Origin of the sequence: Pseudomonas sp., from assembly GCF_035277045.1 — a bacterium.
Classification (GTDB): Bacteria; Pseudomonadota; Gammaproteobacteria; order Pseudomonadales; family Pseudomonadaceae; genus Aquipseudomonas.
In genome coordinates, this window is record NZ_DATELE010000033.1 from 82,258 (window position 1) to 109,053 (window position 26,796).

26 protein-coding genes are annotated in these 26,796 nt (G+C 64.5%); 17 read left to right on the forward strand and 9 right to left on the reverse strand.

From position 1 onward, the window contains the following. Positions 1 to 23: 23 nt before the first annotated feature. Positions 24 to 1,034, reverse strand: coding sequence for an alpha/beta hydrolase family protein (locus tag VJS90_RS01795; protein WP_324118481.1), 1,011 nt, complete (start codon positions 1,032 to 1,034; stop codon positions 24 to 26). 90 nt (positions 1,035 to 1,124) lie between these two features. Here VJS90_RS01795 and VJS90_RS01800 point away from each other — a divergent pair, with 90 nt between their 5' ends. The 9 genes from VJS90_RS01800 to trpE all read left to right on the forward strand — a co-directional run bounded on the left by VJS90_RS01800 (position 1,125) and on the right by trpE (position 11,533). Beyond that, on the forward strand, positions 1,125 to 3,113 hold the full coding sequence (locus tag VJS90_RS01800) for a PAS domain-containing sensor histidine kinase (RefSeq protein WP_414704885.1): 1,989 nt from the start codon (positions 1,125 to 1,127) through the stop codon (positions 3,111 to 3,113). Next, positions 3,110 to 3,739, forward strand: coding sequence for a response regulator transcription factor (locus VJS90_RS01805; RefSeq protein ID WP_324118483.1), 630 nt, complete (start codon positions 3,110 to 3,112; stop codon positions 3,737 to 3,739). The genes VJS90_RS01800 and VJS90_RS01805 overlap by 4 nt, the downstream gene beginning before the upstream one ends. A gap of 199 nt (positions 3,740 to 3,938) precedes the next feature. Then, a complete protein-coding gene (locus tag VJS90_RS01810; RefSeq protein WP_324118485.1) occupies positions 3,939 to 5,063 on the forward strand; it encodes an ABC transporter ATP-binding protein in 1,125 nt (374 codons plus the stop codon). A gap of 40 nt (positions 5,064 to 5,103) precedes the next feature. Continuing rightward, positions 5,104 to 6,138, forward strand: a complete 1,035-nt coding sequence (locus tag VJS90_RS01815; RefSeq protein WP_324118487.1) for an ABC transporter substrate-binding protein — start codon at positions 5,104 to 5,106, stop codon at positions 6,136 to 6,138. A 66-nt stretch (positions 6,139 to 6,204) separates the two neighbouring features. Next, entirely contained in the window at positions 6,205 to 7,452 is a 1,248-nt protein-coding gene (locus tag VJS90_RS01820; protein WP_324118489.1) for an ABC transporter permease, read from the forward strand. An 11-nt stretch (positions 7,453 to 7,463) separates the two neighbouring features. Further along, a complete protein-coding gene (locus VJS90_RS01825) occupies positions 7,464 to 8,291 on the forward strand; it encodes an ABC transporter permease (RefSeq protein ID WP_324118491.1) in 828 nt (275 codons plus the stop codon). A gap of 200 nt (positions 8,292 to 8,491) precedes the next feature. Continuing rightward, positions 8,492 to 9,166 carry a ribulose-phosphate 3-epimerase gene (rpe, locus tag VJS90_RS01830; protein ID WP_324118493.1) on the forward strand — a complete coding sequence of 225 codons (675 nt, stop codon included), beginning with the start codon at positions 8,492 to 8,494 and terminating at the stop codon, positions 9,164 to 9,166. After that, a complete protein-coding gene (locus tag VJS90_RS01835; RefSeq protein ID WP_324118495.1) occupies positions 9,163 to 9,981 on the forward strand; it encodes a phosphoglycolate phosphatase in 819 nt (272 codons plus the stop codon). The genes rpe and VJS90_RS01835 overlap by 4 nt, the downstream gene beginning before the upstream one ends. Positions 9,982 to 10,051: 70 nt before the next feature. Continuing rightward, the gene (gene trpE, locus VJS90_RS01840) at positions 10,052 to 11,533 is read left to right on the forward strand and encodes an anthranilate synthase component I (protein WP_324118497.1); all 1,482 of its coding nucleotides are present in this window, start codon (positions 10,052 to 10,054) and stop codon (positions 11,531 to 11,533) included. Positions 11,534 to 11,587: 54 nt separating this feature from the next. Here the strand turns inward: trpE and estP are convergent, their stop codons facing one another. Continuing rightward, a complete protein-coding gene (estP, locus tag VJS90_RS01845) occupies positions 11,588 to 13,474 on the reverse strand; it encodes an esterase EstP (RefSeq protein WP_324118499.1) in 1,887 nt (628 codons plus the stop codon). Positions 13,475 to 13,847: 373 nt separating this feature from the next. Between estP and VJS90_RS01850 the strand changes: the two genes are divergently transcribed. From VJS90_RS01850 to VJS90_RS01865, 4 genes are read left to right on the forward strand one after another with little or no spacing between them, the layout of a single operon-like run. Then, a complete protein-coding gene (locus VJS90_RS01850) occupies positions 13,848 to 14,441 on the forward strand; it encodes an aminodeoxychorismate/anthranilate synthase component II (RefSeq protein ID WP_324118501.1) in 594 nt (197 codons plus the stop codon). A 9-nt stretch (positions 14,442 to 14,450) separates the two neighbouring features. Continuing rightward, positions 14,451 to 15,500, forward strand: coding sequence for an anthranilate phosphoribosyltransferase (gene trpD / locus VJS90_RS01855; RefSeq protein WP_324118503.1), 1,050 nt, complete (start codon positions 14,451 to 14,453; stop codon positions 15,498 to 15,500). Next, positions 15,497 to 16,330, forward strand: a complete 834-nt coding sequence (trpC, locus tag VJS90_RS01860; protein WP_324118505.1) for an indole-3-glycerol phosphate synthase TrpC — start codon at positions 15,497 to 15,499, stop codon at positions 16,328 to 16,330. The genes trpD and trpC overlap by 4 nt, the downstream gene beginning before the upstream one ends. Positions 16,331 to 16,382: 52 nt before the next feature. Then, positions 16,383 to 17,087 carry a lipoate--protein ligase family protein gene (locus VJS90_RS01865; RefSeq protein ID WP_324118507.1) on the forward strand — a complete coding sequence of 235 codons (705 nt, stop codon included), beginning with the start codon at positions 16,383 to 16,385 and terminating at the stop codon, positions 17,085 to 17,087. Here VJS90_RS01865 and crp read toward each other — a convergent pair. Further along, positions 17,084 to 17,728, reverse strand: coding sequence for a cAMP-activated global transcriptional regulator CRP (gene crp / locus VJS90_RS01870; RefSeq protein WP_324118509.1), 645 nt, complete (start codon positions 17,726 to 17,728; stop codon positions 17,084 to 17,086). The genes VJS90_RS01865 and crp overlap by 4 nt on opposite strands. A 190-nt stretch (positions 17,729 to 17,918) precedes the next feature. On the opposite strand from crp, the gene VJS90_RS01875 reads away from it, so the two are divergent. Beyond that, positions 17,919 to 18,341, forward strand: coding sequence for an OsmC family protein (locus VJS90_RS01875; protein WP_324118511.1), 423 nt, complete (start codon positions 17,919 to 17,921; stop codon positions 18,339 to 18,341). A gap of 39 nt (positions 18,342 to 18,380) precedes the next feature. On the opposite strand, the gene coq7 is transcribed toward VJS90_RS01875, so the two are convergent. From coq7 to hemJ, 4 genes are all read right to left on the reverse strand, one after another. After that, entirely contained in the window at positions 18,381 to 19,028 is a 648-nt protein-coding gene (gene coq7 / locus VJS90_RS01880; RefSeq protein WP_324118513.1) for a 2-polyprenyl-3-methyl-6-methoxy-1,4-benzoquinone monooxygenase, read from the reverse strand. A gap of 65 nt (positions 19,029 to 19,093) precedes the next feature. Then, on the reverse strand, positions 19,094 to 19,432 hold the full coding sequence (locus VJS90_RS01885; protein WP_324118516.1) for a histidine triad nucleotide-binding protein: 339 nt from the start codon (positions 19,430 to 19,432) through the stop codon (positions 19,094 to 19,096). A 67-nt stretch (positions 19,433 to 19,499) separates the two neighbouring features. Further along, a complete protein-coding gene (locus tag VJS90_RS01890) occupies positions 19,500 to 20,279 on the reverse strand; it encodes an SDR family oxidoreductase (RefSeq protein ID WP_324118518.1) in 780 nt (259 codons plus the stop codon). A 118-nt stretch (positions 20,280 to 20,397) separates the two neighbouring features. Continuing rightward, entirely contained in the window at positions 20,398 to 20,823 is a 426-nt protein-coding gene (gene hemJ / locus VJS90_RS01895; protein ID WP_324118520.1) for a protoporphyrinogen oxidase HemJ, read from the reverse strand. 142 nt (positions 20,824 to 20,965) lie between these two features. Here hemJ and argC point away from each other — a divergent pair, with 142 nt between their 5' ends. Further along, on the forward strand, positions 20,966 to 22,000 hold the full coding sequence (gene argC / locus VJS90_RS01900) for an N-acetyl-gamma-glutamyl-phosphate reductase (protein ID WP_324118522.1): 1,035 nt from the start codon (positions 20,966 to 20,968) through the stop codon (positions 21,998 to 22,000). Between the two features lie 121 nt (positions 22,001 to 22,121). Further along, entirely contained in the window at positions 22,122 to 22,472 is a 351-nt protein-coding gene (gene erpA / locus VJS90_RS01905; RefSeq protein WP_158461321.1) for an iron-sulfur cluster insertion protein ErpA, read from the forward strand. 64 nt (positions 22,473 to 22,536) lie between these two features. Here erpA and VJS90_RS01910 read toward each other — a convergent pair whose 3' ends face one another. Both VJS90_RS01910 and VJS90_RS01915 read right to left on the reverse strand, forming a co-directional pair. Further along, positions 22,537 to 23,628 (reverse strand): anhydro-N-acetylmuramic acid kinase, encoded by a 1,092-nt coding sequence (locus VJS90_RS01910; RefSeq protein WP_324118525.1) that lies wholly within the window; start codon positions 23,626 to 23,628, stop codon positions 22,537 to 22,539. 3 nt (positions 23,629 to 23,631) lie between these two features. Further along, the gene (locus VJS90_RS01915) at positions 23,632 to 25,050 is read right to left on the reverse strand and encodes a peptidoglycan DD-metalloendopeptidase family protein (protein WP_324118527.1); all 1,419 of its coding nucleotides are present in this window, start codon (positions 25,048 to 25,050) and stop codon (positions 23,632 to 23,634) included. Positions 25,051 to 25,262: 212 nt separating this feature from the next. On the opposite strand from VJS90_RS01915, the gene tyrS reads away from it, so the two are divergent. After that, positions 25,263 to 26,462 carry a tyrosine--tRNA ligase gene (gene tyrS, locus VJS90_RS01920; RefSeq protein WP_324118529.1) on the forward strand — a complete coding sequence of 400 codons (1,200 nt, stop codon included), beginning with the start codon at positions 25,263 to 25,265 and terminating at the stop codon, positions 26,460 to 26,462. Positions 26,463 to 26,796 lie beyond the last annotated feature (334 nt).

Below are 26,796 nucleotides of genomic sequence, written 5' to 3' on the forward strand. Positions count from 1 at the left end.
GCCCAGATACGGTCAGGGCATGATCAGTTCGCGCTCGGGCTCAGCCAGCCGCGCACACGCCTGAACAACTGCTCCTGGTCGGCCGAGGGGTTGCCTGGCATGGCGATCAGCAGCATCTGCCGGTACTGGCTGTCTTTCTGCCGTTTGCTGGCCTGCAAACGCAGCTCAGCGGCGTGGCGGTCGCGGGTGCGGGTGGCGTAGTAGATGTCAGCGGTCGGCACCTTGAGCGTCGGCGCCAGGCTCTCGAGGTCATGCTCGACCCGTGCCGGGGTCTGCGCCGATACCATCACCAGCTTCTGCACCTGGGGCGGTTGGCGTTCACTGATGAAGCGTGCCGCCCAATAGGCGCCGCTGCCATGGCCCAGCAGCACGATGCTGCGAGCATTCTGTTGCTGGGCATACGCCACCGCCGCATCCAGACGCGCAAAGATACGTTCGGCATCGGCAGGATCATTATTGTCGCTGGCCTCCACGGCGTCGGTGCCCTGAGCGGCATCGGGCTCGGCGGCAGTGGCCTGGGCGACGTTGGCGTTGGCATCGGCCGGGGTGTCCTTGGCCGGGGCGCTTTGGCCTTCACCCTTGTCAGGGGTGGCCGCCGGCTTGGGATCGACGCGCGCCTGCGGGCTGTCGGCCAGAAGATCGGGCAGGCTGACGCTAAGGGTGTGCCAGCCGACATCGGGAAACTTGCGCCGCAACGGGCCGACAGCGTTTGGCCAATCGGCGGTTTCCCCCGCGCCCGGGACAATGATCACCGCGCCCTGGGGGTCGCTGTTATTGGCCGGCTTCCATAAGGCCAGGAAGCTCTCGCTGCCGGCCTGCAAGGTCTGCTGCTCAGACTTGGGCACCTGACGCTCCAGCGCCTGGGCATCCTCCTGGCTACGTTCGGCCAGGGGCGCGCGGGGCGTGGGGGCTTGCGCAGCCGCAGCCGCCGCCGCGGGTGCCTCGGCGTCCGCGGCGGCGGCTGCGGTGACGGTGACAGGTAATATCGAAGCCAGGCAGAACGCTGCCAGCGTCGTGCGATAGAGTAGGAACATGGATCGACCCAAGCCAGAATGATACCGGCAGCCTAATAGTATTTGTCCGTGACGGCCACGCATGGCCGTCCTTGCCAGACGAGAGTGTCAATGAAGCGAGCGCGTCGCCTGTGGGTTATCGGCTGGTTGTGCATGCCCTTGATGGCGTGGGCGGACCCGCCCGCACCCTCGTCGGTAACGTTGCAACCCGCACAGCAGCAATGGCTCGATGCGCATCGCAGCCTGCGGGTCGGCCTGGTGTTGCAGGCGCCGTACGCCGAATTCGACCGTCGCCTGCAGCAGCTGTATGGCGTCAACGTCGAATTGATGAACTGGCTGGGCAGGGGCCTTGGACTGGACCTGACCTGGCGCAACTTTCCTGATCAGGCCGCCCTTGAGAATGCCTTGCAGGCCGGGGAGGTCGACCTGGCCCCAGGCCTGACGCAGACGCCGGCGGGCCTGCGCCTGTGGCTGTTCAGCGATCCCTACATGCGTGTCCCGCAGCGGGTGGTCGGCCCGCGCAATGGCGCGGTCGCCGTCGACCTGGAAACCCTCGCCGGCAACCAGCGCGTGGCGGTGCGCATGCCCAGCGCCCTGGCGGAGTACTTGCGGGCCAACTACCCCGGCCTCAACCTGCAGGGGGTGCCCGAGGAGCGCCAGGCCCTGCAACTGGTGCTCAGCGACCAGGCAAGCTTTGCGGTGGTTGACGAGGCGCAGCTCAGCCGGCTCTCGCGGGAGGATGAGTTCTCCGAGCTGGCCGTGGTGGGTGATATCGGCCTGCCGCAATTGTTGCGCGTCGGCTCACGGCGCGACTGGCCCGTGCTGGGCGATATCATCCAGCGTGGCCTGCAAGCGATCCCGGCCAAGGACCTGGAGCAGCTGCACCAGCGTTGGCTGCAACCGCGCTACCCGCACCTGAGCGACTCGACCGGCTTCTGGCGCAATTTCTCCATGGTGCTCGCGCTGCTGCTGCTCTGCGCCCTCGCCACCCTGGCCTGGCAACGCCGCCAGCAGCGGCGCCTGGAGCGCAGCCTGCTGGCCGCACGGGAGGTGCTCAACGAGCGGCAATTGCGCGAAGAGGCGCTGCGCCTGAGCCAGTTCTCCATCGACCAGAGCACCGTCGGCATCCTCTGGGTCAACTGGGACAGCCACGTGCGCTACGCCAACCACGCCGCCGAGCGCATGCTTGGCTATGCCGAGGGGCAGTTGCTCGAGCGCCCCCTGATCGACTTCGAGCCCAGCCTGCACATGGACCGCTGGCTCGACGTGTGGAACCGCGCCCGGGCCGCCGGTGGCGAGGCCGAGCATTTCGAAACCCACTGCCTGCGCAGCGATGGCATCTTGCTGCCCGTGGACCTGTCGCTGAGTTTTCTGCGGTTTCGTGATGCCGAATACCTGGTGGTGTTCCTCACCGATGTCACCGAGCGGCGCCGCGCCATGGCGGCGCAGCGCGAACTGTCGGCGCACCTTGAAAGCGTGCGCGAAGAGGAAAAGGCGCGCATCGCCCGCGAGGTGCACGACGAGCTGGGCCAGATGCTCACCGTGCTCAAGCTCGAAGTGTCGATGTGTGAACTGGCCTATGCCGAGCTCGACCCCGGCCTCGACCAGCGCCTGGGCAGCATGAAGCGCCTGATCGCGCAGTTGTTCCAGCAGGTGCGTGATGTGGCCAGTGCCTTGCGCCCGCCGATCCTTGATGCGGGCATCGCCTCGGCGGTCGAATGGCAGGCCCGGCGCTTCGAGGCGCGCACGCAGATCCCTTGCCTGGTGCGGGTTCCGGATCACCTGCCAGCCTTGAGCGATGCCAAGGCGACCGGGCTGTTCCGTATCCTGCAGGAGGCGCTGACCAACGTCATGCGCCATGCTCAGGCGCACACGGTGCAAGTCGAGCTGGTGGTGCTAGGGTCATGCCTGCAACTGACGGTCATCGACGACGGCCTGGGTTTCGATCTGCAGCAGAGGCGGCCGACGTCCTTCGGCCTGGTGGGCCTGCGCGAGCGGGTCCTGATGCTGGGCGGCAGCATGGCCCTGGACAGCGAGCCAGGGGAGGGCACCAGCCTGAGCGTGGCGATTCCGTTGGATGAGACAGGAGTGAGAGCGTGATTCGAGTGCTGGTGGCCGAAGACCACACCATTGTCCGCGAAGGCATCAAGCAGTTGATCGGCCTGGCCAAGGACATGCAGGTCGTGGGGGAGGCGGGCAATGGTGAGCAGTTGCTGGAGAAACTGCGTCATACCCCGTGCGAAGTGGTGTTGCTGGACATCTCCATGCCCGGGGTCAGTGGCCTGGAGGCGATCCCGCGGATCCGGGCGCTCAACAGCCCGCCCGCCATCCTGGTGCTGTCGATGCATGACGAGGCGCAAATGGCGGCGCGCGCCCTGAAGATCGGGGCAGCGGGGTACGCCACCAAGGACAGCGACCCGGCACTGCTGCTGACCGCCATTCGGCGGGTGGCCGGTGGTGGCCGCTATATCGACCCGGTGCTGGCGGACCGCATGGTCTTCGAGGTGGGCCTGACCGAAACCCGGCCGCTGCACTCGCTGCTGTCCGAGCGCGAGTTCTCGGTGTTCGAGCGCCTGGCCCAGGGCGCCAACGTCAACGACATCGCCCAGCAGCTGGCGCTGAGCAGCAAGACCATCAGCACCCACAAGGCGCGGCTGATGCAGAAACTCAAGGTCAGCTCTCTGGCGGAACTGGTGAAATATGCGATGGAGCACAAGCTGGTGTGAGTGTTCCGTAAACGACATGCCTGCCGTCGCCATGCTCCCCAGGGCAAGGTGATCCCGGCAGGGACAGCGTTTTTGATGTCTAAAACCGTCATCGCTGTAGGGCAATCCCTACAACATTCTCTCAGCACCCCCGATTTCCGGTCTCTCGTCCCTTCACTACGCTTCGCCCACAGCAGTCATCCAACAAGAAGGTACGGGTATGAGCGAGGCGAATTCGAATGCTGCGACCGGTGAGGTGCTGGTCAGCTTCCGTGGTGTGCAGAAGAGCTACGACGGCGAATCGCTGATCGTCAAGGACCTCAACCTGGATATCCGCAAGGGCGAATTCCTGACGTTGCTCGGCCCGTCCGGCTCGGGCAAGACCACCAGCCTGATGATGCTGGCCGGCTTCGAGACGCCCACCGCTGGCGAGATCCAGCTGGCCGGGCGCTCGATCAACCATGTGCCGCCCCACAAGCGTGACATCGGCATGGTGTTCCAGAACTACGCGCTGTTTCCGCACATGACGGTGGCCGAGAACCTGGCCTTCCCGTTGAGCGTGCGAGGCCTGGGCAAGACCGACATCAGCGAGCGGGTCAAGCGCGTGCTCGGCATGGTGCAGCTCGACACCTTTGCCAAACGCTATCCCGGCCAGCTGTCCGGTGGCCAGCAGCAGCGTGTGGCCCTGGCCCGCGCGCTGGTATTCGAACCCCAGCTGGTGCTGATGGACGAGCCGCTCGGGGCGCTGGACAAACAGCTGCGCGAACACATGCAGATGGAGATCAAGCATATCCACCAGCGCCTGGGCGTGACCGTGGTGTATGTGACGCACGACCAGGGCGAGGCGCTGACCATGTCCGACCGCGTGGCGGTGTTCCACCAGGGCGAGATCCAGCAGATCGCCGATCCGCGCACCCTCTACGAAGAGCCGAAAAACACCTTCGTCGCCAATTTCATCGGTGAGAACAATCGCCTCAACGGCATCCTGCTGGGCCGCAGTGGCGATCGCTGTCAGGTCCAGCTACCCCGTGGCGAGCGGGTCGAGGCGCTGGCGGTCAATGTGGGCGAGGCCGGTGAGCCGGTGACCCTGTCGATCCGCCCGGAGCGCGTGCGCCTCAACGGGCACAGCGAAAGCTGCATCAACCGCTTTTCGGGCCGGGTGGCCGAGTTCATCTACCTGGGTGACCACGTGCGGGTACGCCTGGAGGTCTGCGGCAAGGCCGATTTCTTCGTCAAACAGCCCATCGCCGAGCTCGACCCCGCGCTGGCGGTGGGCGATGTGGTACCGCTTGGCTGGGAGGTGGAGCACGCCCGCGCGCTCGATCCGCTTGGCGAAGCCCACTGATCGATCGCTTCACCAACCCTGTACTGTGGAGAAAATAATAATGCGCAAGCAGTTGAAACTGACCGCCCTGGCCCTGGGTCTGTTCGCCGCAGGCCAAGCCCTGGCCGCCGACCTCACGGTGATCTCGTTCGGCGGCGCCAACAAGGCCGCCCAGGTCAAGGCGTTCTACGAGCCTTGGGAAAAGGCCGGCAAGGGCAAGATCGTCGCCGGCGAATACAACGGTGAGATGGCCAAGGTCAAGGCCATGGTCGACACCAAAAGCGTGTCCTGGAACCTGGTCGAGGTGGAGTCGCCGGAGCTGGCCCGTGGCTGCGACGAAGGCATGTTCGAGGAGCTCGACCCGGCCCTGTTCGGCAACGAGGCCGACTACGTGCCCGGCGCGATCCAGCCGTGCGGCGTAGGCTTCTTCGTCTGGTCCACCGTACTGGCCTACAACGCCGACAAGCTCAAGACCGCGCCCACCAGCTGGGCCGATTTCTGGGACACCAAGCAGTTCCCCGGCAAGCGCGGCCTGCGCAAGGGCGCCAAGTACACCCTGGAATTCGCCCTGATGGCCGACGGCGTGGCGCCCAAGGAGGTGTACAAGGTGCTGGGCACCAAGGAAGGCCAGGACCGCGCCTTCAAGAAACTCGACGAGCTCAAGCCAAGCATCCAGTGGTGGGAAGCCGGCGCCCAGCCGCCGCAATACCTGGCCTCGGGTGACGTGGTGATGAGCTCGGCCTACAACGGCCGCATCGCCGCGGTGCAGAAGGAGAGCAACCTCAAGGTGGTGTGGAACGGCGGCATCTACGACTTCGACGCCTGGGCCATCCCGAAAGGCGCCAAGGATGCCGAGCAGGCCAGGCAGTTCATCGCGTACAGCGTGCAGCCCGAGCAGCAGAAGATCTACTCGCAGAACATCGCCTACGGCCCGGCCAACACCAAGGCCGTGAGCCTGCTCTCGGACGAGGTGAAGAAAGACATGCCGACCACCCCGGAAAACATCGCCAACCAGGTGCAGATCGACGTGGCGTTCTGGGCTGACAACAGCGAGCAGCTGGAGCAGCGCTTCAACGCCTGGGCCGCCCGCAAGTAAGCCGCACCTTCGGGGCGCCAGCCGCTGGGATGGCGCTCCCTGTTTCCCCGATTTCCGGAGTTCGCTATGGCCATCGCAGTGCCCCTCAAAGAAGGCGCAGGTCCAAACCTCAAGCAGCGCCTGGCGCGTGCCGAGCGGGTCAACCGCTGGAAGGCGCAAGCGTTGATCGCACCGCTGGCGCTGTTTCTGTTGCTGGTGTTTCTCGTCCCGATCGCCGCGCTGCTGTACAAGAGCGTTGGCAACCCCGAGGTGGTGGCGGGCCTGCCGCGTACCGTCGAGGCCGTGGCCCAGTGGGACGGCAAGAGCCTGCCGGGCGAGGACGTCTACAAGGCGCTGGGCCAGGACCTGGCCGAGTCGCGCAAGAACCAGACCCTGGGCGACCTGTCCAAGCGCCTGAACATGGAGCTGGCCGGCTACCGCAGCCTGCTGTCCAAGACCGCCCGCGCCTTGCCGTTCAAGACCGAGCCGGCCTCCTATAAAGAAGCCCTGCAGACCCTCGACGAGCGCTGGGGCGATCCCGCCTATTGGCAGGCCATCCGCCGCAATACCAGTACCGTCACCCCCTATTACCTGCTGGCCTCGGTCGACCATCGCATCGACGACCTGGGCGAGCTGGCCAAAGCGACGCCCGACCAGGCCATCTACCTCGATATCTTTGCCCGCACCCTGTGGATGGGGGTGGTGATCACCGTGATCTGCCTGCTGCTGGCCTATCCGCTGGCGTACCTGCTGGCCAACCTGCCGACGCGCCAGAGCAACCTGTTGATGATCCTGGTCCTGTTGCCGTTCTGGACCTCGATCCTGGTGCGGGTGGCGGCCTGGATCGTGCTGCTGCAATCCGGCGGGCTGATCAACAGCGCGCTGATGGCGCTGGGCATCGTCGACCAGCCACTGGAGCTGGTGTTCAACCGTACCGGGGTCTACATCTCGATGGTGCACATCCTGTTGCCGTTCATGATCCTGCCCCTGTACAGCGTGATGAAGGGCATCTCGCCAAGCTACATGCGCGCAGCGATTTCGCTCGGTTGCCATCCGTTCGCCAGCTTCTGGCGGGTGTACTTCCCGCAGACCTATGCCGGGGTTGGCGCAGGCTGCCTGCTGGTGTTCATCCTGGCGATCGGCTACTACATCACCCCGGCGCTGCTCGGCAGCCCTAACGACCAGATGGTCAGCTATTTCGTCGCCTTCTATACCAACACCAGCATCAACTGGGGCATGGCCACCGCCCTGGGCGGGCTGTTGCTGCTGGCGACCGTGGTGCTGTACCTGATCTATAGCTGGCTGGTCGGCGCCAGCCGCCTGCGCCTGAGCTGAGGAGCCTTGCCATGCTGAGTCCGTACATGTCGCCCGTCGAGCGGGTCTGGTTCTACACCCTGCGTATTCTCTGCGGCCTGGTCCTGCTGTTCCTGGTGCTGCCGGTGCTGGTGATCATCCCCTTGTCGTTCAACAGCGGCAGCTTCCTGGTGTATCCCCTGCAGGGCTTCTCGCTGCAGTGGTACCAGGACTTCTTCGCCTCGGCCGAGTGGATGCGCGCCCTGAAGAACAGCATCATCGTCGCGCCGGCGGCGACCGTGCTGGCGATGGTCTTTGGCACGCTGGCCTCGATCGGCCTGACCCGTGGCGAGTTTCCCGGCAAATCACTGGTCATGGCCCTGGTCATCTCGCCAATGGTGGTGCCGGTGGTGATCATCGGCGTCGCCAGCTACCTGTTCTTCGCGCCGCTGGGGATGGGCAACAGCTTCACTTCGTTGATCCTGGTGCATGCGGTGCTGGGCGTGCCGTTCGTGATCATCACCGTGTCGGCGACCCTGCAGGGCTTCAACCAGAACCTGGTGCGGGCGGCGGCCAGCCTGGGCGCCTCGCCGTTGACCGCGTTCCGGCGGGTGACCTTGCCGTTGATCGCCCCCGGGGTGATCTCGGGGGCGCTGTTTGCCTTTGCCACCTCGTTCGATGAAGTGGTGGTGACGCTGTTCCTGGCCGGTCCCGAGCAGGCGACCCTGCCGCGGCAGATGTTCAGCGGGATCCGCGAGAACCTCAGCCCGACGATTGCCGCGGCCGCGACATTGCTGATCGCGTTTTCGGTGGTGTTGCTGCTGACGCTGGAGTGGCTGCGCGGGCGCAGCGAGAAGCTCAGGACGCAGCAGCCTGCCTGACCGGCGCTGGCCTTTTCGCGGGCAAGCCCGCTCCCACGGGCTGGCACCGCTCTTCTGGCAAGCGGGATACCTGTGGGAGCGGGCTTGCCCGCGAAGAGGTCATTGGCAACGATGAACAGGCAGGGTCGACGCCATTCAGCGCTACCCCCCGCGCCTGGGTTACAATGCGCGCCACCGTGATTTCTGCCCTAAGGTGCGCCATGCAGCCCTACGCTATTGCCCCCTCCATTCTCTCCGCCGACTTTGCCCGCCTGGGCGAGGAAGTCGACAAGGTGCTGGCCGACGGCGCCGACATCGTCCACTTCGACGTGATGGACAACCACTACGTGCCCAACCTGACCATCGGCCCGATGGTCTGCACCGCCCTGCGCAAGTACGGCGTGACCGCGCCGATCGACGTGCACCTGATGGTCAGCCCGGTCGACCGCATCATCGGCGACTTCATCGAAGCCGGCGCGACCTACATCACCTTCCACCCCGAAGCCTCCCAGCACATCGATCGCTCGCTGCAGCTGATCCGCGATGGCGGCTGCAAGGCGGGCCTGGTGTTCAATCCGGCCACCAGCCTGGATGCGCTCAAGTACGTGATGGACAAGGTCGACATGGTCCTGCTGATGAGCGTCAACCCAGGCTTTGGCGGGCAGAAGTTCATCCCTGGCACCCTCGACAAGCTGCGTGAAGCCCGTGCGCTGATCGACGCCAGCGGCCGTGATATCCGCCTGGAGATCGACGGCGGGGTCAACGTCAACAACATTCGCGAAATCGCCGCTGCCGGTGCCGACACCTTTGTCGCGGGCTCGGCGATCTTCAATGCACCGGACTACCGCGAAGTGATCGAGCGGATGCGCGCCGAACTGGCCCAGGCCCGCCCATGAGCGGCTTCGAGCAGCTGTTTCCCGGAACGCTGCCAAGGCTCGTGATGTTCGATCTGGACGGTACCCTGATCGACTCCGTGCCTGACCTGGCCGCCGCCGTGGACCGCATGCTGCTCGAACTGGGACGCCCGCCGGCAGGTCTCGCGGCGGTGCGCCAGTGGGTCGGCAACGGCGCGCCGGTGCTGGTTCGCCGGGCACTGGCCGGTGGCCAGGAGCACGACGCTGTGGATGACGGGGAGGCCGAGCGCGGTCTCGAGCTGTTCATGCAGGCCTATGCCGACAATCATGAACTGACCGTGGTCTACCCCGGCGTGCGCGATACCCTCAAGTGGCTGAGCAAGCAGGGGGTGGAGATGGCGCTGATCACCAACAAGCCCGAGCGTTTCGTCGCGCCCTTGCTGGACCAGATGAAGATCGGCCGGCATTTCCGCTGGATCATCGGTGGCGATACCCTGCCACAGAAGAAGCCCGACCCTGCGGCCCTGCTGTTCGTCATGCAGATGGCCGGCGTCTCGGCCGAGCAGTCGCTGTTCGTGGGCGATTCGCGCAGCGATGTGCAGGCGGCCAAGGCGGCGGGGGTCAAGTGCGTCGGCCTGACCTATGGCTACAACCATGGCCGCCCGATCACCGACGAGTCGCCCAGTCTGGTCATCGATGATTTGCGCGCGCTCCTGCCTGGTTGCATAGGCTCGGCCACTGGGATAACGTTGACGGATCTTCAAGCCTCAGCAGACAGAGAGTCCCCCGTGGCGGCTACCGGCAAATTCTGGATGAAAGTCATCAAGGCCCTGGCCCGCTGGCGCTGGCGAGCCTGACACCTGCCCGCCGGCCCCTGCCGGCCCGTCCGCTTGCCCGACCCTACTGCTGCTTGCCACGAGGCTACCCATGACCCGCGAAGAATTCCTGCGCCTGGCCACTGCCGGCTACAACCGCATTCCCCTGGCCTGCGAAACCCTGGCCGACTTCGATACCCCGCTCTCGATCTACCTGAAGCTTGCCGACCAGGCCAACACCTACCTGCTCGAGTCCGTCCAGGGCGGCGAGAAATGGGGCCGCTACTCGATGATCGGCCTGCCCTCGCGCACGGTGCTGCGGGTGCACGATCACCAGGTCAGCATCACCCACGACGGCGAAGAGATCGAACGCCTCGACGTGGACGATCCGCTGGCCTTCGTCGAGACCTTCAAGGACCGCTACAAGGTCGCGGATATTCCGGGACTGCCTCGTTTCAACGGCGGCCTGGTCGGCTACTTCGGTTACGACTGTGTGCGCTATGTCGAAAAACGCCTGGGCAAGTGCCCCAACCCGGATCCGCTGGGCGTGCCGGATATCCTGCTGATGGTGTCGGATGCGGTGGTGGTGTTCGACAACCTGGCGGGCAAGATGCACGCCATCGTCCTGGTCGACCCCGCTGACGAGCAGGCCTTCGAGCAGGGCCAGGCTCGCCTGCTGCAGTTGCTGGCCAAGCTGCGCGAGCCGATCACCCCGCGCCCCGGCCTCGACCTGAGCGGCCCGCTGGCGGCCGAACCGGCCTTCCGCTCAAGCTTCACCCAGCAGGACTACGAGCGCGCGGTCGACACCGTGAAAGAGTACATCCTGGCCGGCGACTGCATGCAGGTGGTGCCGTCGCAGCGCATGTCCATCGACTTCAAGGCCGCGCCCATCGACCTGTACCGGGCGCTGCGCTGCTTCAACCCGACGCCGTACATGTACTTCTTCAACTTCGGTGACTTCCATGTGGTCGGCAGCTCGCCCGAGGTGCTGGTGCGGGTCGAGGACAAGATGGTCACCGTGCGCCCGATCGCCGGCACCCGGCCACGCGGCGCAACCGAGGAAGCCGACCGGGCGCTGGAAGAGGACCTGCTCTCGGACGAGAAGGAAATCGCCGAGCACCTGATGCTGATCGACCTGGGCCGCAACGACACCGGCCGGGTGTCCGAGACCGGCTCGGTGCGCCTGACCGAGAAGATGGTCATCGAGCGCTATTCCAACGTGATGCACATCGTTTCCAACGTCACTGGTCAGTTGCGCCAGGGCCTGACGGCGATGGACGCACTGCGGGCCATCCTGCCGGCGGGCACGCTGTCGGGCGCCCCGAAGATCCGCGCGATGGAGATCATCGACGAACTGGAGCCGGTGAAGCGTGGCGTCTATGGCGGCGCGGTGGGGTACCTGGCGTGGAACGGCAACATGGACACGGCCATTGCCATCCGCACCGCGGTGATCAAGGACGGCGAGCTGCATGTCCAGGCCGGTGGCGGCATCGTCGCCGATTCGGTGCCGGCGCTTGAGTGGGAAGAAACCATCAACAAGCGCCGCGCCATGTTCCGCGCGGTCGCGCTGGCTGAACAGCCCCCCAGGGCCTGAAGCCCTCACGCGAAAACGGCGCTCCAGTGAGCGCCGTTTGTGTTTCCGGCGTGCTCAGAAGTCCAGGCTGAGCGCCAGGCTCGCGCCTTGCTGGGTCAGCTCGTCGCTCTTGCGCCAGTTGTAGTTGCCACGCAGGGTGAGGCCGGGTGCGAGTGCCTGGCTCAGGCCCAGGCTCGCGCGGGTCAGATTGCCGTGGGGGGTGTAGCCGGCCAGGGTGAAGTCATTGTCCGGCACCGTGGCCAGGTGCATCGTCAGGTCCTGGCGGTCATCCTCGAACTCGTGCTCGTACGCTGCTTCGGCGTAGAGCTTGGTGCCCTGGCCGAACATCACGCTGCCCAGCAGGCCGGCGCCGGCGCGGCGCGACGTGCGCTCCTGTTCATCGAATACCAGGGCGGTGGAGCGGTCCCCTTCTTCTGCATAGCCATCGACCTTCACCCGTGCATAATCGGCACTGATGAAAGGCGAGAGCTGCCAGGCGCTGCCGCTGGCGGCGAGGTTGAAACCCAGGCGCCCGGACGCGGCCCAGGCTTCGCCGTCGGTATCACCCCGCTCGGTACGGTCGTTGATGCCCAGGGCGAAGGTCCGCTTGAGGTCGTCGTAGTCCAGGTGGCCGCCGGTCAGCGCCGCGTCGGCCCACCAGCGGCTGTACTGGAACTGGGCGAAGACGGTGGCCAGGTAGCTGTCGAGCCTGTAGTCCGAATCCGAAGGTCCCGCTTCCAGCTTCTGCCGGTAGGCGCCCGCCACCAGGCCGACCCGCCAGGCCTCGGTCAGGCGGTAGCTGGTGCCGATGGTCAGGTTGTAGCCACGGCCGTCACCGCTGGCAGCACTGTTCTGGCTGTCGAAATCGAGGTCCTGGGCACCGGCGGCAACAATGGCCTGCCATTCACCGACCTGCTGCCACGGGCTTTGCCACTGGTTGCGCAGTTCATCCTGTTGCGCGCGCAGGCTGGCGTGGGCCATTTCCGGCAGCAGGGTCAGCTCCCACGGGGCCGAGAGGATCGAGTAGCCGTAGTCGGCGATCAACTGCTGGCCAGCGATGGTCGGGTGGACGGCATCGTTGAACAGCAGCTTGGTCGGGTCGGGAGTAGCGCCGCCAATGCCGTAGACCGGGTTCTCGACGCAGTCGTCGCCGCTGTAGCAGGTGCCTATCAGGTTCTGTCCCACTGCCAGTCCGTACTGAGCGGGGTCAGCGACCGCCTCGTTGAGCAGCGCCGGGATATTCAGCGGGATGATCTGGGCATCGATCTGCCCCAGCTGGCTGAGCAGCGACTGATTGAAGGCCTGGGACAGTTGCGAGATCGCGCCTTGGTTGGGGGTACCACTGAAGCTCGGCGTCAGGCCCAGGTCGGGCAACATCCACACCATGATGTAGCGCGCGCCGCCCTGCTGCAGCGCTTGTGCGCTGGCCGCCAGGCGTGCACCGGCTGCCGCGGCGTCGGCGGGGCTGTTGACCAGGCCCTGGAGGAAGTCGTTGCCGCCGCCGGTGAGGTAATAGAGAGCGTTGGGATCAGCCTGCAGGCCATTGGCGAGATAACCGGGACGATCGCGCAAGGTGCCGAACGGGGGCAAGTCGACGACGGAAGTGTCGGTTATCGACTCCAGGATCTGGTCGGTTCGATACCCCCCCACCGCCCAGTTGTTGCCGTCCGGCAACTGCAAGCGCCCCCGGACGGGAGATGTTGAGGGGCCCAGCTCAGTGCTCGAGTACCCCAGGCGCGCTCCCAGGATCATCGGCGACACCGGCGCATACCGGCCGTCGGCGCCGCGGTTGGTGAAGCGTGTTCCGTCAAGCAGGTTCTGAGGATCCGGGAACTGCCCCGCATCACTCAGGCTATCGCCGAACACGATCAAGGTGGAGTAGGGCGATGGCGCGGCCATCGCCTGGCTGCAGGCCAAGGTGAGCAGGCCGAGCAGAGAACGCAAGTAGGGAGGTTTGCGCATGCGGCGGATCCTTTTCATTGTTGTTGTTTGGCGTGAACCGATTAAACATAGCAAAGCCGTGGGCTTCGCAAGCCTGTCCAAGGGTTTGGGCGCATCGCCCGCCATATTGCGCCCGCCGCGCCGGTAGGCTACTGTGCGGTCACGTATGAGCGAGAACTTCCCCGTGTTGATCGTCAGCAAACTCTTGATGCGCGTAATCAAGGCCCACGCCCGTTGGCGTTGGCGCGCCTGACTTTATCTTTTGCCGGTCTGTCCGGCCCGTCCTCCCTTGCCTTCCTGATTTCACCCACCGCCCAGTGCGGGCTGTCCACGGTCGTGGCCGGTAGCGGAAGGTGCGAATTCAAAGTCAGTAGATTCAAGAGGTAGATCCCAGATGTTACTGATGATCGACAACTACGATTCCTTCACCTACAACGTCGTGCAATACCTCGGCGAGCTGGGTGCCGAGGTCAAGGTCATTCGCAATGACGAAATGACCGTCGCCCAGATCGAAGCCCTCAATCCGGAGCGCATCGTGGTCTCCCCAGGCCCCTGCACGCCAAGCGAGGCGGGCGTCTCCATCGAGGCCATCCTGCACTTCGCCGGCAAGCTGCCGATTCTGGGTGTGTGCCTGGGCCACCAGTCCATCGGCCAGGCATTTGGCGGTGATGTGGTGCGCGCGCGCCAGGTGATGCACGGCAAGACCAGTCCGGTGCACCACCGCGACCTGGGTGTGTTCGCCGAGCTGAACAACCCGTTGACGGTGACCCGCTACCACTCCCTGGTGGTCAAGCGCGACACCTTGCCCGAGTGCCTTGAGGTGACCGCCTGGACGGCCCTGGACGACGGCTCGGTCGACGAGATCATGGGCCTGCGCCACAAGACCCTGAACATCGAAGGGGTGCAGTTCCACCCCGAATCCATCCTGACCGAGCAGGGCCACGAACTGTTCGCCAATTTCCTCAAGCAGACCGGCGGCCGCCGCTAAGGACCGATCATGGATATCAAGAGCGCGCTGGGTCGTGTTGTCGCCCAGCTTGACCTGACCACCGAGGAAATGCGCGACGTCATGCGGCAGATCATGACCGGACAGTGCACCGAGGCGCAGATCAGCGCCTTCCTGATGGGCATGCGCATGAAGAGCGAAACCATCGATGAGATCGTCGGTGCTGTCTCGGTGATGCGTGAGCTGGCGGAGAAGGTCGAACTGCAGAGCCTGGATGGGGTGGTGGATATCGTCGGCACTGGCGGCGATGGCGCCAACATCTTCAACGTGTCGACCGCGTCCTCCTTTGTGCTGGCGGCCGCAGGTTGCAAGGTGGCCAAGCACGGCAACCGCGCCGTATCCGGCAAGAGCGGCAGCGCCGACCTGCTGGAGGCCGCGGGCATCTACCTGAACCTCACGCCGGTGCAGGTCGCGCGCTGCATCGACAGCCTGGGGATCGGCTTCATGTTCGCCCAGACCCACCATTCGGCCATGAAGCACGCTGCCGGCCCGCGTCGTGACCTGGGGCTGCGCACCCTGTTCAACATGCTGGGCCCGCTTACGAATCCGGCCGGCGTCAGGCACCAGGTAGTGGGAGTCTTCAACCAGGCGCTGTGCCGCCCCTTGGCCGAAGTCCTGCAACGGCTGGGCAGCAAGCATGTGCTGGTGGTCCACTCCAAGGACGGCCTGGACGAGTTCAGCCTTGCCGCCCCGACCTTTGTCGCCGAACTGAAGCATGACCAGATCACCGAATACTGGGTCGAGCCCGAGGACTTGGGCATGAAGAGCCAGAGTCTGCATGGCCTTGCCGTGGAAAGTCCGCAGGCCTCCTTCGAGCTGATTCGCGATGCCCTTGGCCGGCGCAAGACCGAGACCGGCCAGAAGGCCGCCGAGATGATCGTGCTAAACGCTGGCGCTGCCTTGTATGCGGCCGACCAGGCCATGAGCCTCAAGGCGGGCGTCGAGCTGGCCCATGATGTGCTGCACACTGGCCTTGCCTGGGAAAAGCTGCAGGAGCTGGGCGCCTTCACCGCGGTATTCAAGCAGGAGAACGAAGCATGAGCGTACCGACGGTGCTGGAAAAGATCCTTGCCCGCAAGGCCCAGGAGGTTGCCGAGCGCAGCGCGCGGGTCAGCCTCGCGGAGCTCGAACGCCTGGCCAAGGTGGCCGATGCGCCCCGTGGCTTCGCCAACGCCCTGATCGAGCAGGCCGCGCGCAAGCAACCCGCGGTGATCGCGGAAATCAAGAAGGCCTCGCCGAGCAAGGGCGTGATCCGCGAGCACTTCGTGCCTGCCGAGATCGCGGTCAGCTATGAAAAGGGCGGGGCTACCTGCCTGTCGGTGCTGACCGATGTCGACTACTTCCAGGGTGCCGACGCCTACCTGCAACAGGCGCGCGCCGCTTGCCAGCTGCCGGTGATCCGCAAGGATTTCATGGTCGACCCCTACCAGATCGTCGAGGCGCGTGCCTTGGGCACTGACTGCGTTCTGCTGATCGTCTCGGCGCTGGACGACGTGAAGATGGCCGAGCTGGCCGCGACCGCCAAGGCCGTTGGCCTCGACGTGCTGGTCGAGGTCCACGATGGCGACGAGCTGGAGCGTGCCCTGAAGACCCTCGACACGCCGTTGGTCGGCGTCAACAACCGCAACCTGCACACATTCGAAGTCAGCCTGGAAACCACCCTTGACCTGCTGCCGCGTATCCCGCGTGATCGCCTGGCGATCACTGAAAGCGGCATCCTCAACCGTGCCGATGTCGAGCTGATGCAGATCAACGAGGTTCACTCGTTCCTGGTTGGCGAGGCATTCATGCGCGCCGAGCAGCCGGGGCTTGAGCTGCAGCGTCTGTTCTTCCCGGAGCGGGTGGCGCACAAGGTCCAGGAGCTGGATTGATCGATGCGAAGCCGGCGGATGCCGGCTTTTTTGTGTCCACAAGGTGATAACCATGACTGATCAACCCCTTGCCCTGACTGTCGACGCGGGACTGCACGCTGAGCAGGACCTGCTGGCTGCCGTGTGCCGCGGCGAGCAGGCGTCCGGCGTGCTGATATGGCGGCCGACGGACCGCGCCCTGGTGATGCCGCGCCGCATGAGCCGCCTGGCGCATTTCGAGGAGGCGTGCGCCGAGCTTGCCATCGCCGGCTGGCCGGTGCTGCTGCGCGAGACGGGGGGCGAGCCGGTGCCGCAGTCTTCATCGGTGGTCAACGTGGCCCTGGTGTATGTGGCGCCCCGCAGCGAGGGCGATCACGGGCGTATCGAACACGCCTACCGGCGCTTGTGCGACCCGCTGTGCGAAGTGCTGCGCGAATGGGGCGGGCTCGCCTCGGTCGGTGAGATCGATGGCGCGTTTTGTGATGGGCGGTACAACGTCAATCTCAATGGCCGCAAGCTGGTCGGCACTGCCCAGCGCTGGCGCCAGGGGCTGGGAGGCAAGCGTCCGGTCGTGCTGGTGCATGGGGCGCTGCTGCTCGATAACGAGCGGGAGTCCATGGTGGCGGCGGTCAATCGGTTCAACGAATGCTGCGCACTCGACCAGCGCTGCCGCGCCGATAGTCATATAGCCTTGCACGAAGTGGTGCCCCACGCGCCACTGCACGAGCGCCTGGAGCGGGCCTACGCCGGTGTGATCGCGGCGCTCCCCAAGGACTAGCGGGTGCCGTGGACCACCATGGTCTTGCCTTTCACATTGACCAGGCTGCGCTCTTCGAGGTCCTTGAGCACACGGCCGACCATCTCGCGCGAACAGCCAACGATGCGGCCGATCTCCTGGCGGGTGATCTTGATCTGCATGCCGTCGGGGTGGGTCATTGCGTCGGGTTGCTTGCACAGCTCGAGCAGGCAGCGGGCGACGCGCCCTGTGACGTCGAAAAACGCCAGGTCGCCGACCTTGCGGGTGGTGTTGCGCAGGCGCTGGGCCATCTGGCCGCCAAGGGCGTAAAGCATGTCCGGGTCCTGGCGAGCCACTTCGCGAAACTTGTCGTAGCTGATCTCCGCGACCTCGCACTCGGTCTTCGCCCGCACCCAGGCGCTGCGCGGCGGCACCTGGCCTATCGGTTCGAACAGCCCCAGTTCGCCGAAGAAGTCGCCGTTGTTCAGGTAGGCGATGATCATCTCATGGCCGTCGTCATCCTCGATCAGGATGGTCACCGACCCCTTGATGATGAAGGACAGCGTCTCGGCCCTGTCACCGGCGCAGATGATATTGCTCTTGGCGGCATAGCGGCGGCGCTGGCAATGAACCAGCAGCTTGTCGATGTTCTTGATCTTGGCAGGTAAGGCAGAGGCAACCATGACGGGATCCGGTAGAAGCAACGCTTTGGGCTTTTTTATAGGTGGCCTGGCCGCAGGTGCCAGGGATTTGGCGCCAGCTTATCAGACACTGTCCGCGGTATCGGCAAAAAGCTGGGCGTCTTGAGCTTTTCCAGCAGCCTTCCAGGGTCTAAGCTGGCAACCTTTTTGATATGCAAGGGAGTCGGGACAGATGAAGGCACGTATCCAATGGGCCGGTGAAGCCATGTTCCTGGGTGAGTCGGGGAGCGGCCACGTCGTGGTCATGGACGGCCCGCCCGAGGCCGGTGGCCGCAACCTGGGCGTGCGCCCGATGGAAATGCTCCTGCTGGGCCTGGGCGGCTGCAGCAACTTCGATGTGGTGAGCATTCTGAAGAAATCGCGCCAGGCCGTGGAAAGCTGCGAAGCCTTTCTGGAAGCCGAGCGCGCTGACGAAGATCCCAAGGTCTTCACCAGGATCCACCTGAACTTCGTGGTCAAGGGCCGCGGGTTGAAAGAAGCCCAGGTCAAGCGCGCCGTGGAGCTGTCGGCGGAGAAATACTGCTCGGCGTCCATCATGCTGGGCCGCGCGGGCGTGGAAATCACCCATGGCTACGAGATCGTCGAGCTGGGGTGAGTCCTGGCCCGCGCCGTGCCTGCAGGAGACGGCGCCGCTTCAGATGCGGTAGGTGCTCTTGGTCATCACCTTGGCCATCAGGCTCATGCCAAACCGAACCGGCGCCGGGAAGCGGAAACCCCCGGCCTCCAGCGCCGAATCCGCATGCTGTTCCTCATCGATGCGCATCTGCTCGAGAATGGCGCGTGACTTCTCGTCCTCGTGGGGAATCTGCTCGAGGTGCTCGTCAAGGTGCTTGCACACCTGATGCTCGGTCGCGGCGACGAAGCCCAGGCTGACCTTGTCGCTGACCAGCCCGGCAAGCGCCCCGATACCAAACGACATGCCGTAGAACAGCGGGTTGAGCACGCTTGGGTGGCTGCCTAGCTGGCGAATGCGCTGCTCGCACCAGGCCAGGTGATCGACCTCTTCCTCGGCGGCATGCTCCATGGCCTTGCGCACCTGGGGCAGCTTGGCGGTCAGGGCTTGGCCCTGGTACAGCGCCTGGGCGCAGACTTCACCGGTGTGGTTGATGCGCATCAGGCCGGCGACGTGGCGGGTCTGGGTTTCGTCCAGTGCGGCATCCGGCTGGATGATGGCCGGGGATGGGCGGGACGGTTGGCCGCTGAAGGGCAGCAAGGTGCGCATGGCGGTATCGGCCTGCAGCAACAAGCGGTCGAGCGGCGAGTAGTGACGTTCGGTAGCCATCGGGCACCTCCGCAAGAGTGTGCCCGACAGTCTAACCCAATCGGCGGATGGCGGCTTGCCCCGGATCAGCCCGGCGGCCAGTGCATCTGGCGCTGGCCAAGCACGTGCATGTGAATGTGATAGACAGTCTGGCCGCCGAGTTCGTTGCAGTTCATGACCACGCGGAAACCTTCCTCGCAGCCAAGCTCCTTGGCCAGGCGCTGGGCGGTGAACAGGATGTGGCCCGCCAGGCCCTTGTCCTCTTCGGTCAGGTCGTTGAGGGTACGGATCTGTTTCTTCGGGATGACCAGGAAGTGTACCGGTGCCTGGGGGGCGATATCGTGGAAGGCCAGGACCTGGTCGTCCTCGTAGATGATCTTCGCCGGAATCTCCCGGTTGATGATCTTGGTGAAAAGTGTGTCCACAGCGCGTGCTCCATGGTGGTGGTCGGGCCTGAGTGTACCCAGCACGGCCGCGCTCGCCCAGAGGCGGTTACGCGTCGACCGGCCGGTAGGCGCGGTTGATCAGGCCGGCCAGCTTGCGCGTCAGCCAGCGCGGCAGAACACGCGGGAGGCGCGCCAGCCAGCGATTGCGCCGGCCGGGCAGGATCAGCGCACGCTGCTTGTCCAGCGCGCGTACCGTGTACAGCGCCACTTCCTCGGCGCTCAGGCAGCGGCTGCTGGTGTCCAGCCGGGGGATGCGCCGCCTGGCTGAGCGGACCGGCCCAGGGCACAGCACCGAGACCTTGATGCCCGTATGCCTGAGCTCTTCGCGCAGGGCCTCGGAAAAACTCACCACGTAGGCCTTGCTGGCGGCATAGCTGGCCATCCAGGGACCGGGAGCAAAGGCCGCAACGCCCGCGACATTGAGGATCTGCCCACCGCCCTGCACCGCCATGACGTTGCCCACAGCGTGGCACAGGCGGGTGAGGGCGATGATGTTGACCTCGAGCAGGTCCTGTTCGTCGGCCCATTCCTGGGCCATGAAGGGGCCGTAGGACCGCAGCCCCGCGCAGTTGACCAGCAGGTCTATCTGCCGCTCGCCTTCCTCGAGCTCGAAGATGAAGCCTGACAGGCGCAGGGGCTCGCTGAGGTCGCAGGCCCTGAACAGCACCTCCACGCCAAAGCGCTGGGTCAGCTCCATGGCCACCGGCTCCAGCACCTCACGCTGTCGTGCCACCAGGATCAGGTTGCGCCCGCGCCGTGCCAGGGCTTCCGCCAAGGCCAGGCCCAGGCCGCTGGAAGCACCGGTGATCATGGCGTAACGGGACATGCAGTGCTCCTGGGGCGGCAAAGGGGCGGCTAGTGTACAGCGTGGCTTGTGTCCGTGTGGACTTGCCATGCAGGGCAACGCTCACCTGCCTGTCCAGCCGCCCGGCTGGGCGGTCTCGCTAGAACGGCTTGACCACCACGAGAATCACGATGGCCAGGAGGATGACCACTGGCACCTCGTTGAACCACCGGTAGAAGACATGGCTGCGGGTGTTCTCGCCACGGGCGAAGCGCTTGAGTTGCGCGCCGCACATGTGATGGTAGCCGGTGAGCAGGATCACCAGCGTCAGCTTGGCGTGCATCCAGCCCTGGCCAAGGAAGCCTGGCGCGAGGCTTGCCAGCCAGATGCCGAAGACAAAGGTGGCGATCATCGCCGGGCCCATGATGCCGCGGTACAGCTTGCGTTCCATGGTGATGAAGCGTTCCTGGCTGATGCTGTCCTTGCTCTGGGCGTGGTAGACGAACAGGCGGGGCAGGTAGAACAGGCCGGCGAACCAGCAGACCACGCTGACGATGTGCAGCGCCTTGATCCAGAGATAAAGCATGGAGGGTGTTCCTTCAGGTTTTCACGGTCGTCAGATAGTAGAGGCGAAGCGGCCCAGGGGCTATCTCAAGAGTTGTTACAGAGGCTGTGCGCCCCTATCATCGTCCCTTTTCCAATCGGTTCGTTGATAAGGGGCAAGCGTTATGATCAAGGTCGGTATCGTTGGCGGCACGGGTTACACCGGGGTCGAGCTGTTGCGTCTTCTGGCACAGCACCCGCAGGCCGAAGTGGCGGTGATCACCTCGCGCTCCGAAGCCGGCGTGGCGGTTGCCGACATGTACCCGAACCTGCGCGGTCACTACGACGGGCTGGCCTTCAGCGTTCCCGACAGCAAGGCCCTGGCTGCCTGCGACGTGGTCTTCTTCGCCACCCCGCATGGCGTTGCCCACGCCCTGGCCGGCGAGCTGCTGGCCGCCGGGACCAAGGTCATCGATCTGTCCGCCGACTTCCGCCTGCAGGACGCCGACGAATGGGCCAAGTGGTACGGCCAGCCGCACGGCGCGCCGGGCCTGCTGACCGACGCGGTCTACGGACTGCCCGAGGTCAACCGCGAAAAGATCCGTCAGGCCCGTCTGATCGCCGTGCCGGGCTGCTACCCGACCGCTACCCAGCTGGGCTTCCTGCCGCTGCTTGAAGCCGGTGTCGTCGACCCGCTGCGCCTGATCGCCGATTGCAAGTCGGGTGTCAGCGGCGCCGGTCGCGGCGCTGCGGTGGGTTCGCTGTTCTGCGAAGCAGGCGAGAGCATGAAGGCTTACGCGGTGAAGGGCCATCGTCACCTGCCCGAGATCAGCCAGGGCCTGCGCCTTGCGGCCGGCCAGGATATCGGCCTGACTTTCGTGCCTCACCTGACTCCGATGATCCGCGGTATCCACTCGACCCTGTACGCAACCGTCACCGACACGTCGGTCGACCTGCAGGCGTTGTACGAGAAACGCTATGCCGATGAGCCGTTCGTCGACGTGATGCCAGCCGGTAGCCATCCGGAAACCCGCAGCGTACGCGGCGCCAACGTCTGCCGTATCGCGGTGCACCGGCCGCAGGATGGTGATCTGGTGGTCGTGCTGTCGGTGATCGACAACCTGGTCAAGGGGGCTTCGGGCCAGGCGGTGCAGAACCTGAACATCCTGTTCGGCCTTGACGAGCGGATGGGGCTGTCCCACGCAGGCCTGCTGCCGTAAGGTGGTTGCAAGCGGCACGCCAGGTCGGCCTGCCGCTTTTGTATTGTTGACCGATTTTCTCGGAGAAGCGGATAATGCGCGTCATCAGGTTTTATGGCGGCACAGCGCCGGGAGAGTCAGCATGAGCGTCGAATCCTTCACCCCTGTAGCCTTGCAGTTCACTCAAGGTGCAGCGCACAAGGTGAAGACCCTGGTCGATGAAGAGGGCAATGAGCGCCTGAAGTTGCGTGTGTTTGTGACGGGTGGCGGTTGTTCGGGTTTCCAGTACGGCTTCACCTTCGATGAAGATGTGGCCGAGGACGATACCGTGGTCGAGCGCGAAGGCGTGGCCCTGGTTGTCGACCCGATGAGCTTCCAGTACCTGGCGGGCGCCGAGGTGGACTACCAGGAAGGCCTGGAAGGCTCGCGCTTCGTGATCAAGAACCCGAATGCCACCACCACCTGCGGGTGTGGCTCGTCGTTCTCGATCTGAATCCGGGGTTGGCTTTACGCAAAACGCCGCGCATTCGCGCGGCGTTTTGCGTTGTGGGCCAGGGTCAGGCCGGGTAGATCGCGCCCAGCAGCCGCAAGCCCTTGGCTCCGGTAACGCTGGGGCGGTTGGCAGGAATCTGCTCCAGGCAGCAATGGGCGAGCCAGGCGAACGCCATTGCCTCGACCCAGTCCGGATCCACGCCATGGGCAGCCGTGCTGTCTACCTTGGCCTGAGGCAACAGGCTGGACAGCCGCTGCATGAGTGCGCCATTGCGCGCACCGCCGCCACACACCAGCAACGCCTGGGTGTCTTGCTGGGCGCTGCGCAACGATTCGACGATGCTGCGCGCGGTCAGTTCGAGCAGGGTGGCCTGCACGTCTTCATCGCGATAACCGGACAGCGCGCTCAAGTGGCTTTGGAGCCAGGGCAGGTTGAACACCTCGCGGCCGGTGCTTTTTGGCCCGGTGCCGGCGAAGAACGGATCGGCCAGCAGTGAGGCAAGCAGTTGCCCGTTGACCGTGCCGCTGGCCGCCCATGCGCCGTTGGCGTCGTACGGCTGGCCGCGCTTGAGGTCGATCCAGGCGTCAAGCAGCACATTGCCCGGGCCACAGTCGAAGCCGTGCACCGGGCGGTCCTGCTCGATCAGGCTAAGGTTGCTGAAACCACCGACGTTGAGCACGGCCAGGCGCTGGCCCAGATGGGCGAACAAGGTCTCGTGAAAAGCAGGCACCAGAGGCGCGCCCTGGCCGCCCGCGGCGACATCGCGGCGGCGGAAGTCGCCCACCACGCTGATCCCTGTCAGCTCGGCCAGCAAGGCCGGGTTGCCGATCTGTACCGTAAAGCCGCGGGCAGGCTCATGCCGGATGGTCTGGCCGTGACTGCCAATGGCGCGAATGGAACCGGGGGTCAGCTGTTGGTCAGCCAACAGCTGGGCAATGCCCTCGGCGGCCAGCGTCGCCCAACGGTTCTCGGCCAATGCGGCACGCGCGATTTCATCCGGGCCACTGGCGCACAAGGCGAGCAGGTCCTGACGCAGGTCCGCGGGCATGGGCAGGTAATGGGTGGCGAGCAGCCGTAGCTGCCCGGCCTGTTCGATCAGGGCGATGTCCAGGCCGTCGAGGCTGGTACCGGACATCACTCCCAGGTAGAGCGCCATGGCCTAGCGCTTCGCCGACGCGAGCATGGTGGCCTTTTCCTGATCCATGCGTGCGATCAGCGGCTGGCTCTGTTGCAGGAAGCGCTGGCGCTCGGCCTTGGCGATTGGGTCGGCCATTGGCAGTTTCTGCCCCAGCGGGTCGACGTGCACACCGTTGACCTGGAACTCGTAGTGCAGGTGCGGCCCGGTGGACAGGCCAGTGGTACCGATATAACCGATGATCTGCCCCTGCTTGACCGTGCCACCGGTCTTCACGCCCTTGGCAAAGCCCTGCATGTGACCGTACAGGGTCTTGTAGGTATTGCCGTGCTGGATGATCACGGTGTTGCCGTAGCCGCCACGGCGCCCGGCAAGCAGCACCTTGCCGTCGCCGGCGGCCTTGATTGGCGTGCCGCGCGGAGCGGCATAGTCGACGCCCTTGTGAGCGCGGATCTTGTTCAGGATCGGATGCTTGCGGCCGTTCGAGAAGCGCGAGCTGATACGGGCGAAGTCCACCGGGGTACGGATGAATGCCTTGCGCATGCTGTTGCCGTCGGCGGTGTAGTAGTTGGTGTTGCCTTGTTTGTTGGTGTAGCGCACCGCCGTGTAGGTCTTGCCGCGGTTGGTGAAGCGGGCCGAGAGGATATTGCCGGTGCCCACGACCTTGCCGTCCATGACCTTCTGCTCGTAGACCACGTCGAATTCATCGCCCTGGCGAATGTCCTGGGCAAAGTCGATGTCGTAGCCAAACACCCGTGCCATGTCCATGGTCAGGCTGTGGGACATGCCCGCGCGTTGGGCCGAGGCCGAGAGCGAGCTCTTGATGGTGCCATGGACATACGCGGTATTCACGACCGGTTTGCTGATATCGCGATTGAAGGCATAGCCCTTCGCGCCGCGCGTCAGACGAATGGTCTCGAGGCTGCTGACCTTGCTGTGCAGGCTGGTCAGCTGGCCGTCCTTGTCGAGTTCGAATTGCAGCACCTGGCCGTGCTTGAGCTGGCTGAACTGTTTCGCCTGCTTGTTGCTCGCGAGCACGTCGTGGACCGCGTTGGCTGGCAGGCCCACCTTGGCGAAGAGCGTGGAGAGGGTGTCACCCCGGGCGACGGTCACTTCACGATGGCCTGGCAGCGCGGCCTCGGCCTTGTCGGCGGTGGCGGGCGGGACTTCGCTGACCTGCTCGGTGGCAGGCTTGGGTGTTTCGACCTGGGCGAAGGGCGATCCGGCACTGTCCTGCGACTGCACCAGCGGGGCATCCAGTGCCTCGTCCTTGAGCTGCTCGCCCGGGGTTTCGAGCTCGAGGCTCAGGGTAGTCTTCTTGGCTTCGACGTCGCTGGACGGAAATACCAGCAAGGCCAGGCTGAGGAGCGCGGCGATGCCGCTCGCGGCCAGCAGATGACTCTTCGGATAAAGCGGTGGCGCTTTAGTCGGTACGTTGGTCATAGGTGAGATAACTTTGAAAAAGGTGAATTGGAAAAGATGAATGACATGATGAAGATGAAATAACTGTATAAAATATAACCAAATCCCTTCTCGTGCAAGGGCGGCAGACGTCATCAGGTAGGCATCGGGTCACACCCTGGGCAAAAACTTGTATTTGATGGCTGATCTTGTATGGTTGGGTCCCTTTGAATCTGAGCCTTGCGGGTCTGTGTATGAAGTCGGTTGAAGAGCAGCTGGCGCTTATCAAGCGCGGTGCAGAAGAGGTACTGGTCGAGTCGGAGCTGGTCGAGAAACTCAAGCGTGGTCAGCCGCTGCGTATCAAGGCGGGCTTCGACCCGACCGCGCCTGACCTGCACCTGGGGCACACGGTGCTGATCAACAAGCTGCGCCAGTTCCAGGACCTGGGGCATCAGGTGATTTTCCTGATTGGTGATTTCACCGGGATGATTGGTGATCCGAGCGGGAAGAGCGCCACCCGTCCACCGTTGACCCGCGAGCAGGTGCTGGACAACGCCGAGACGTATAAACAGCAGGTGTTCAAGATTCTCGACCCGGCCAAGACCGAAGTCGCGTTCAACTCCACATGGATGGATACCCTGACCCCGGCTGACTTCATCCGCCTGGCGTCCCAGTACACCGTGGCGCGCATGCTCGAGCGGGACGATTTCGACAAGCGCTATACCTCCAGCCAGCCGATCGCCATCCATGAGTTTCTCTACCCGCTGGTGCAAGGCTACGACTCGGTGGCGCTCAAGGCCGATGTCGAGCTGGGTGGTACCGACCAGAAGTTCAACCTGCTGATGGGGCGCGAGCTGCAGCGCGCCTACGGTCAGGAGGCGCAGAACATCGTCACCATGCCGCTGCTCGAAGGGCTCGACGGCGTGAAGAAGATGTCCAAATCGCTGGGCAACTACGTCGGCATCCAGGAAGCGCCTGGGGTGATGTACAGCAAGCTGGTGTCGATTCCCGACACGCTGATGTGGCGTTACTTCGAGTTGCTGAGCTTCCGCTCGATGGATGAGATCGATGCCCTGCGTGCCGATGTCGAGAAAGGCGCCAATCCGCGTGATATCAAGATCAAGCTGGCCGAGGAGATCGTTGCGCGCTTCCATGGTGAAGAAGCGGCGGCCAATGCGCACCGTGCTGCTGGCAACCGCATGAAGGAAGGCGAGCTTCCAGAGGACCTGCCCGAGATCGAGCTGAGTGCCGCCGAAGAAATGCCGATCGCGGCGGTCCTTAATAAGGCCGCCTTGGTGAAGAACTCGGCGGCGGCGCGTGACCTGCTGGCTGCGGGTAGTGTGAAAGTTGATGGTGTGGTCGTGGATCGGGGGTTCATGTTCGCCCTTGGTTCGACCCACGTTTGCCAGGCGGGCAAGAAAGCCTTTGCGCGGATTACCCTGAAGGCTGAGTAAGCCTCTCTATATAGAGAAGCGAAGCGGGGAGGCCGAAAGGCCTCCCCGCGTTGTTTTTAACTAATATCGAACTTTATTGAAATCAGGGGTTGACGGGGTTTTGAATCCCCTTATAATGCGCCCCACTTCCAGCGTAGTTGGAACGCGAAACTCCTTGAGAATCAACGAGTTGAACGTTTCAGGCAGCACTGGAGGGGCTTCGGTCGAAAGATCGGCAGCGGTGAAAAAGGTGGTTGACAGCGAGTTGAAACGCTGTAGAATTCGCCTCCCGCTAACGAGAGATCGCAGCGAGTCAAGTGTTTGAAGTTAAACAGGTTTCTGGTTAAAAACTTCA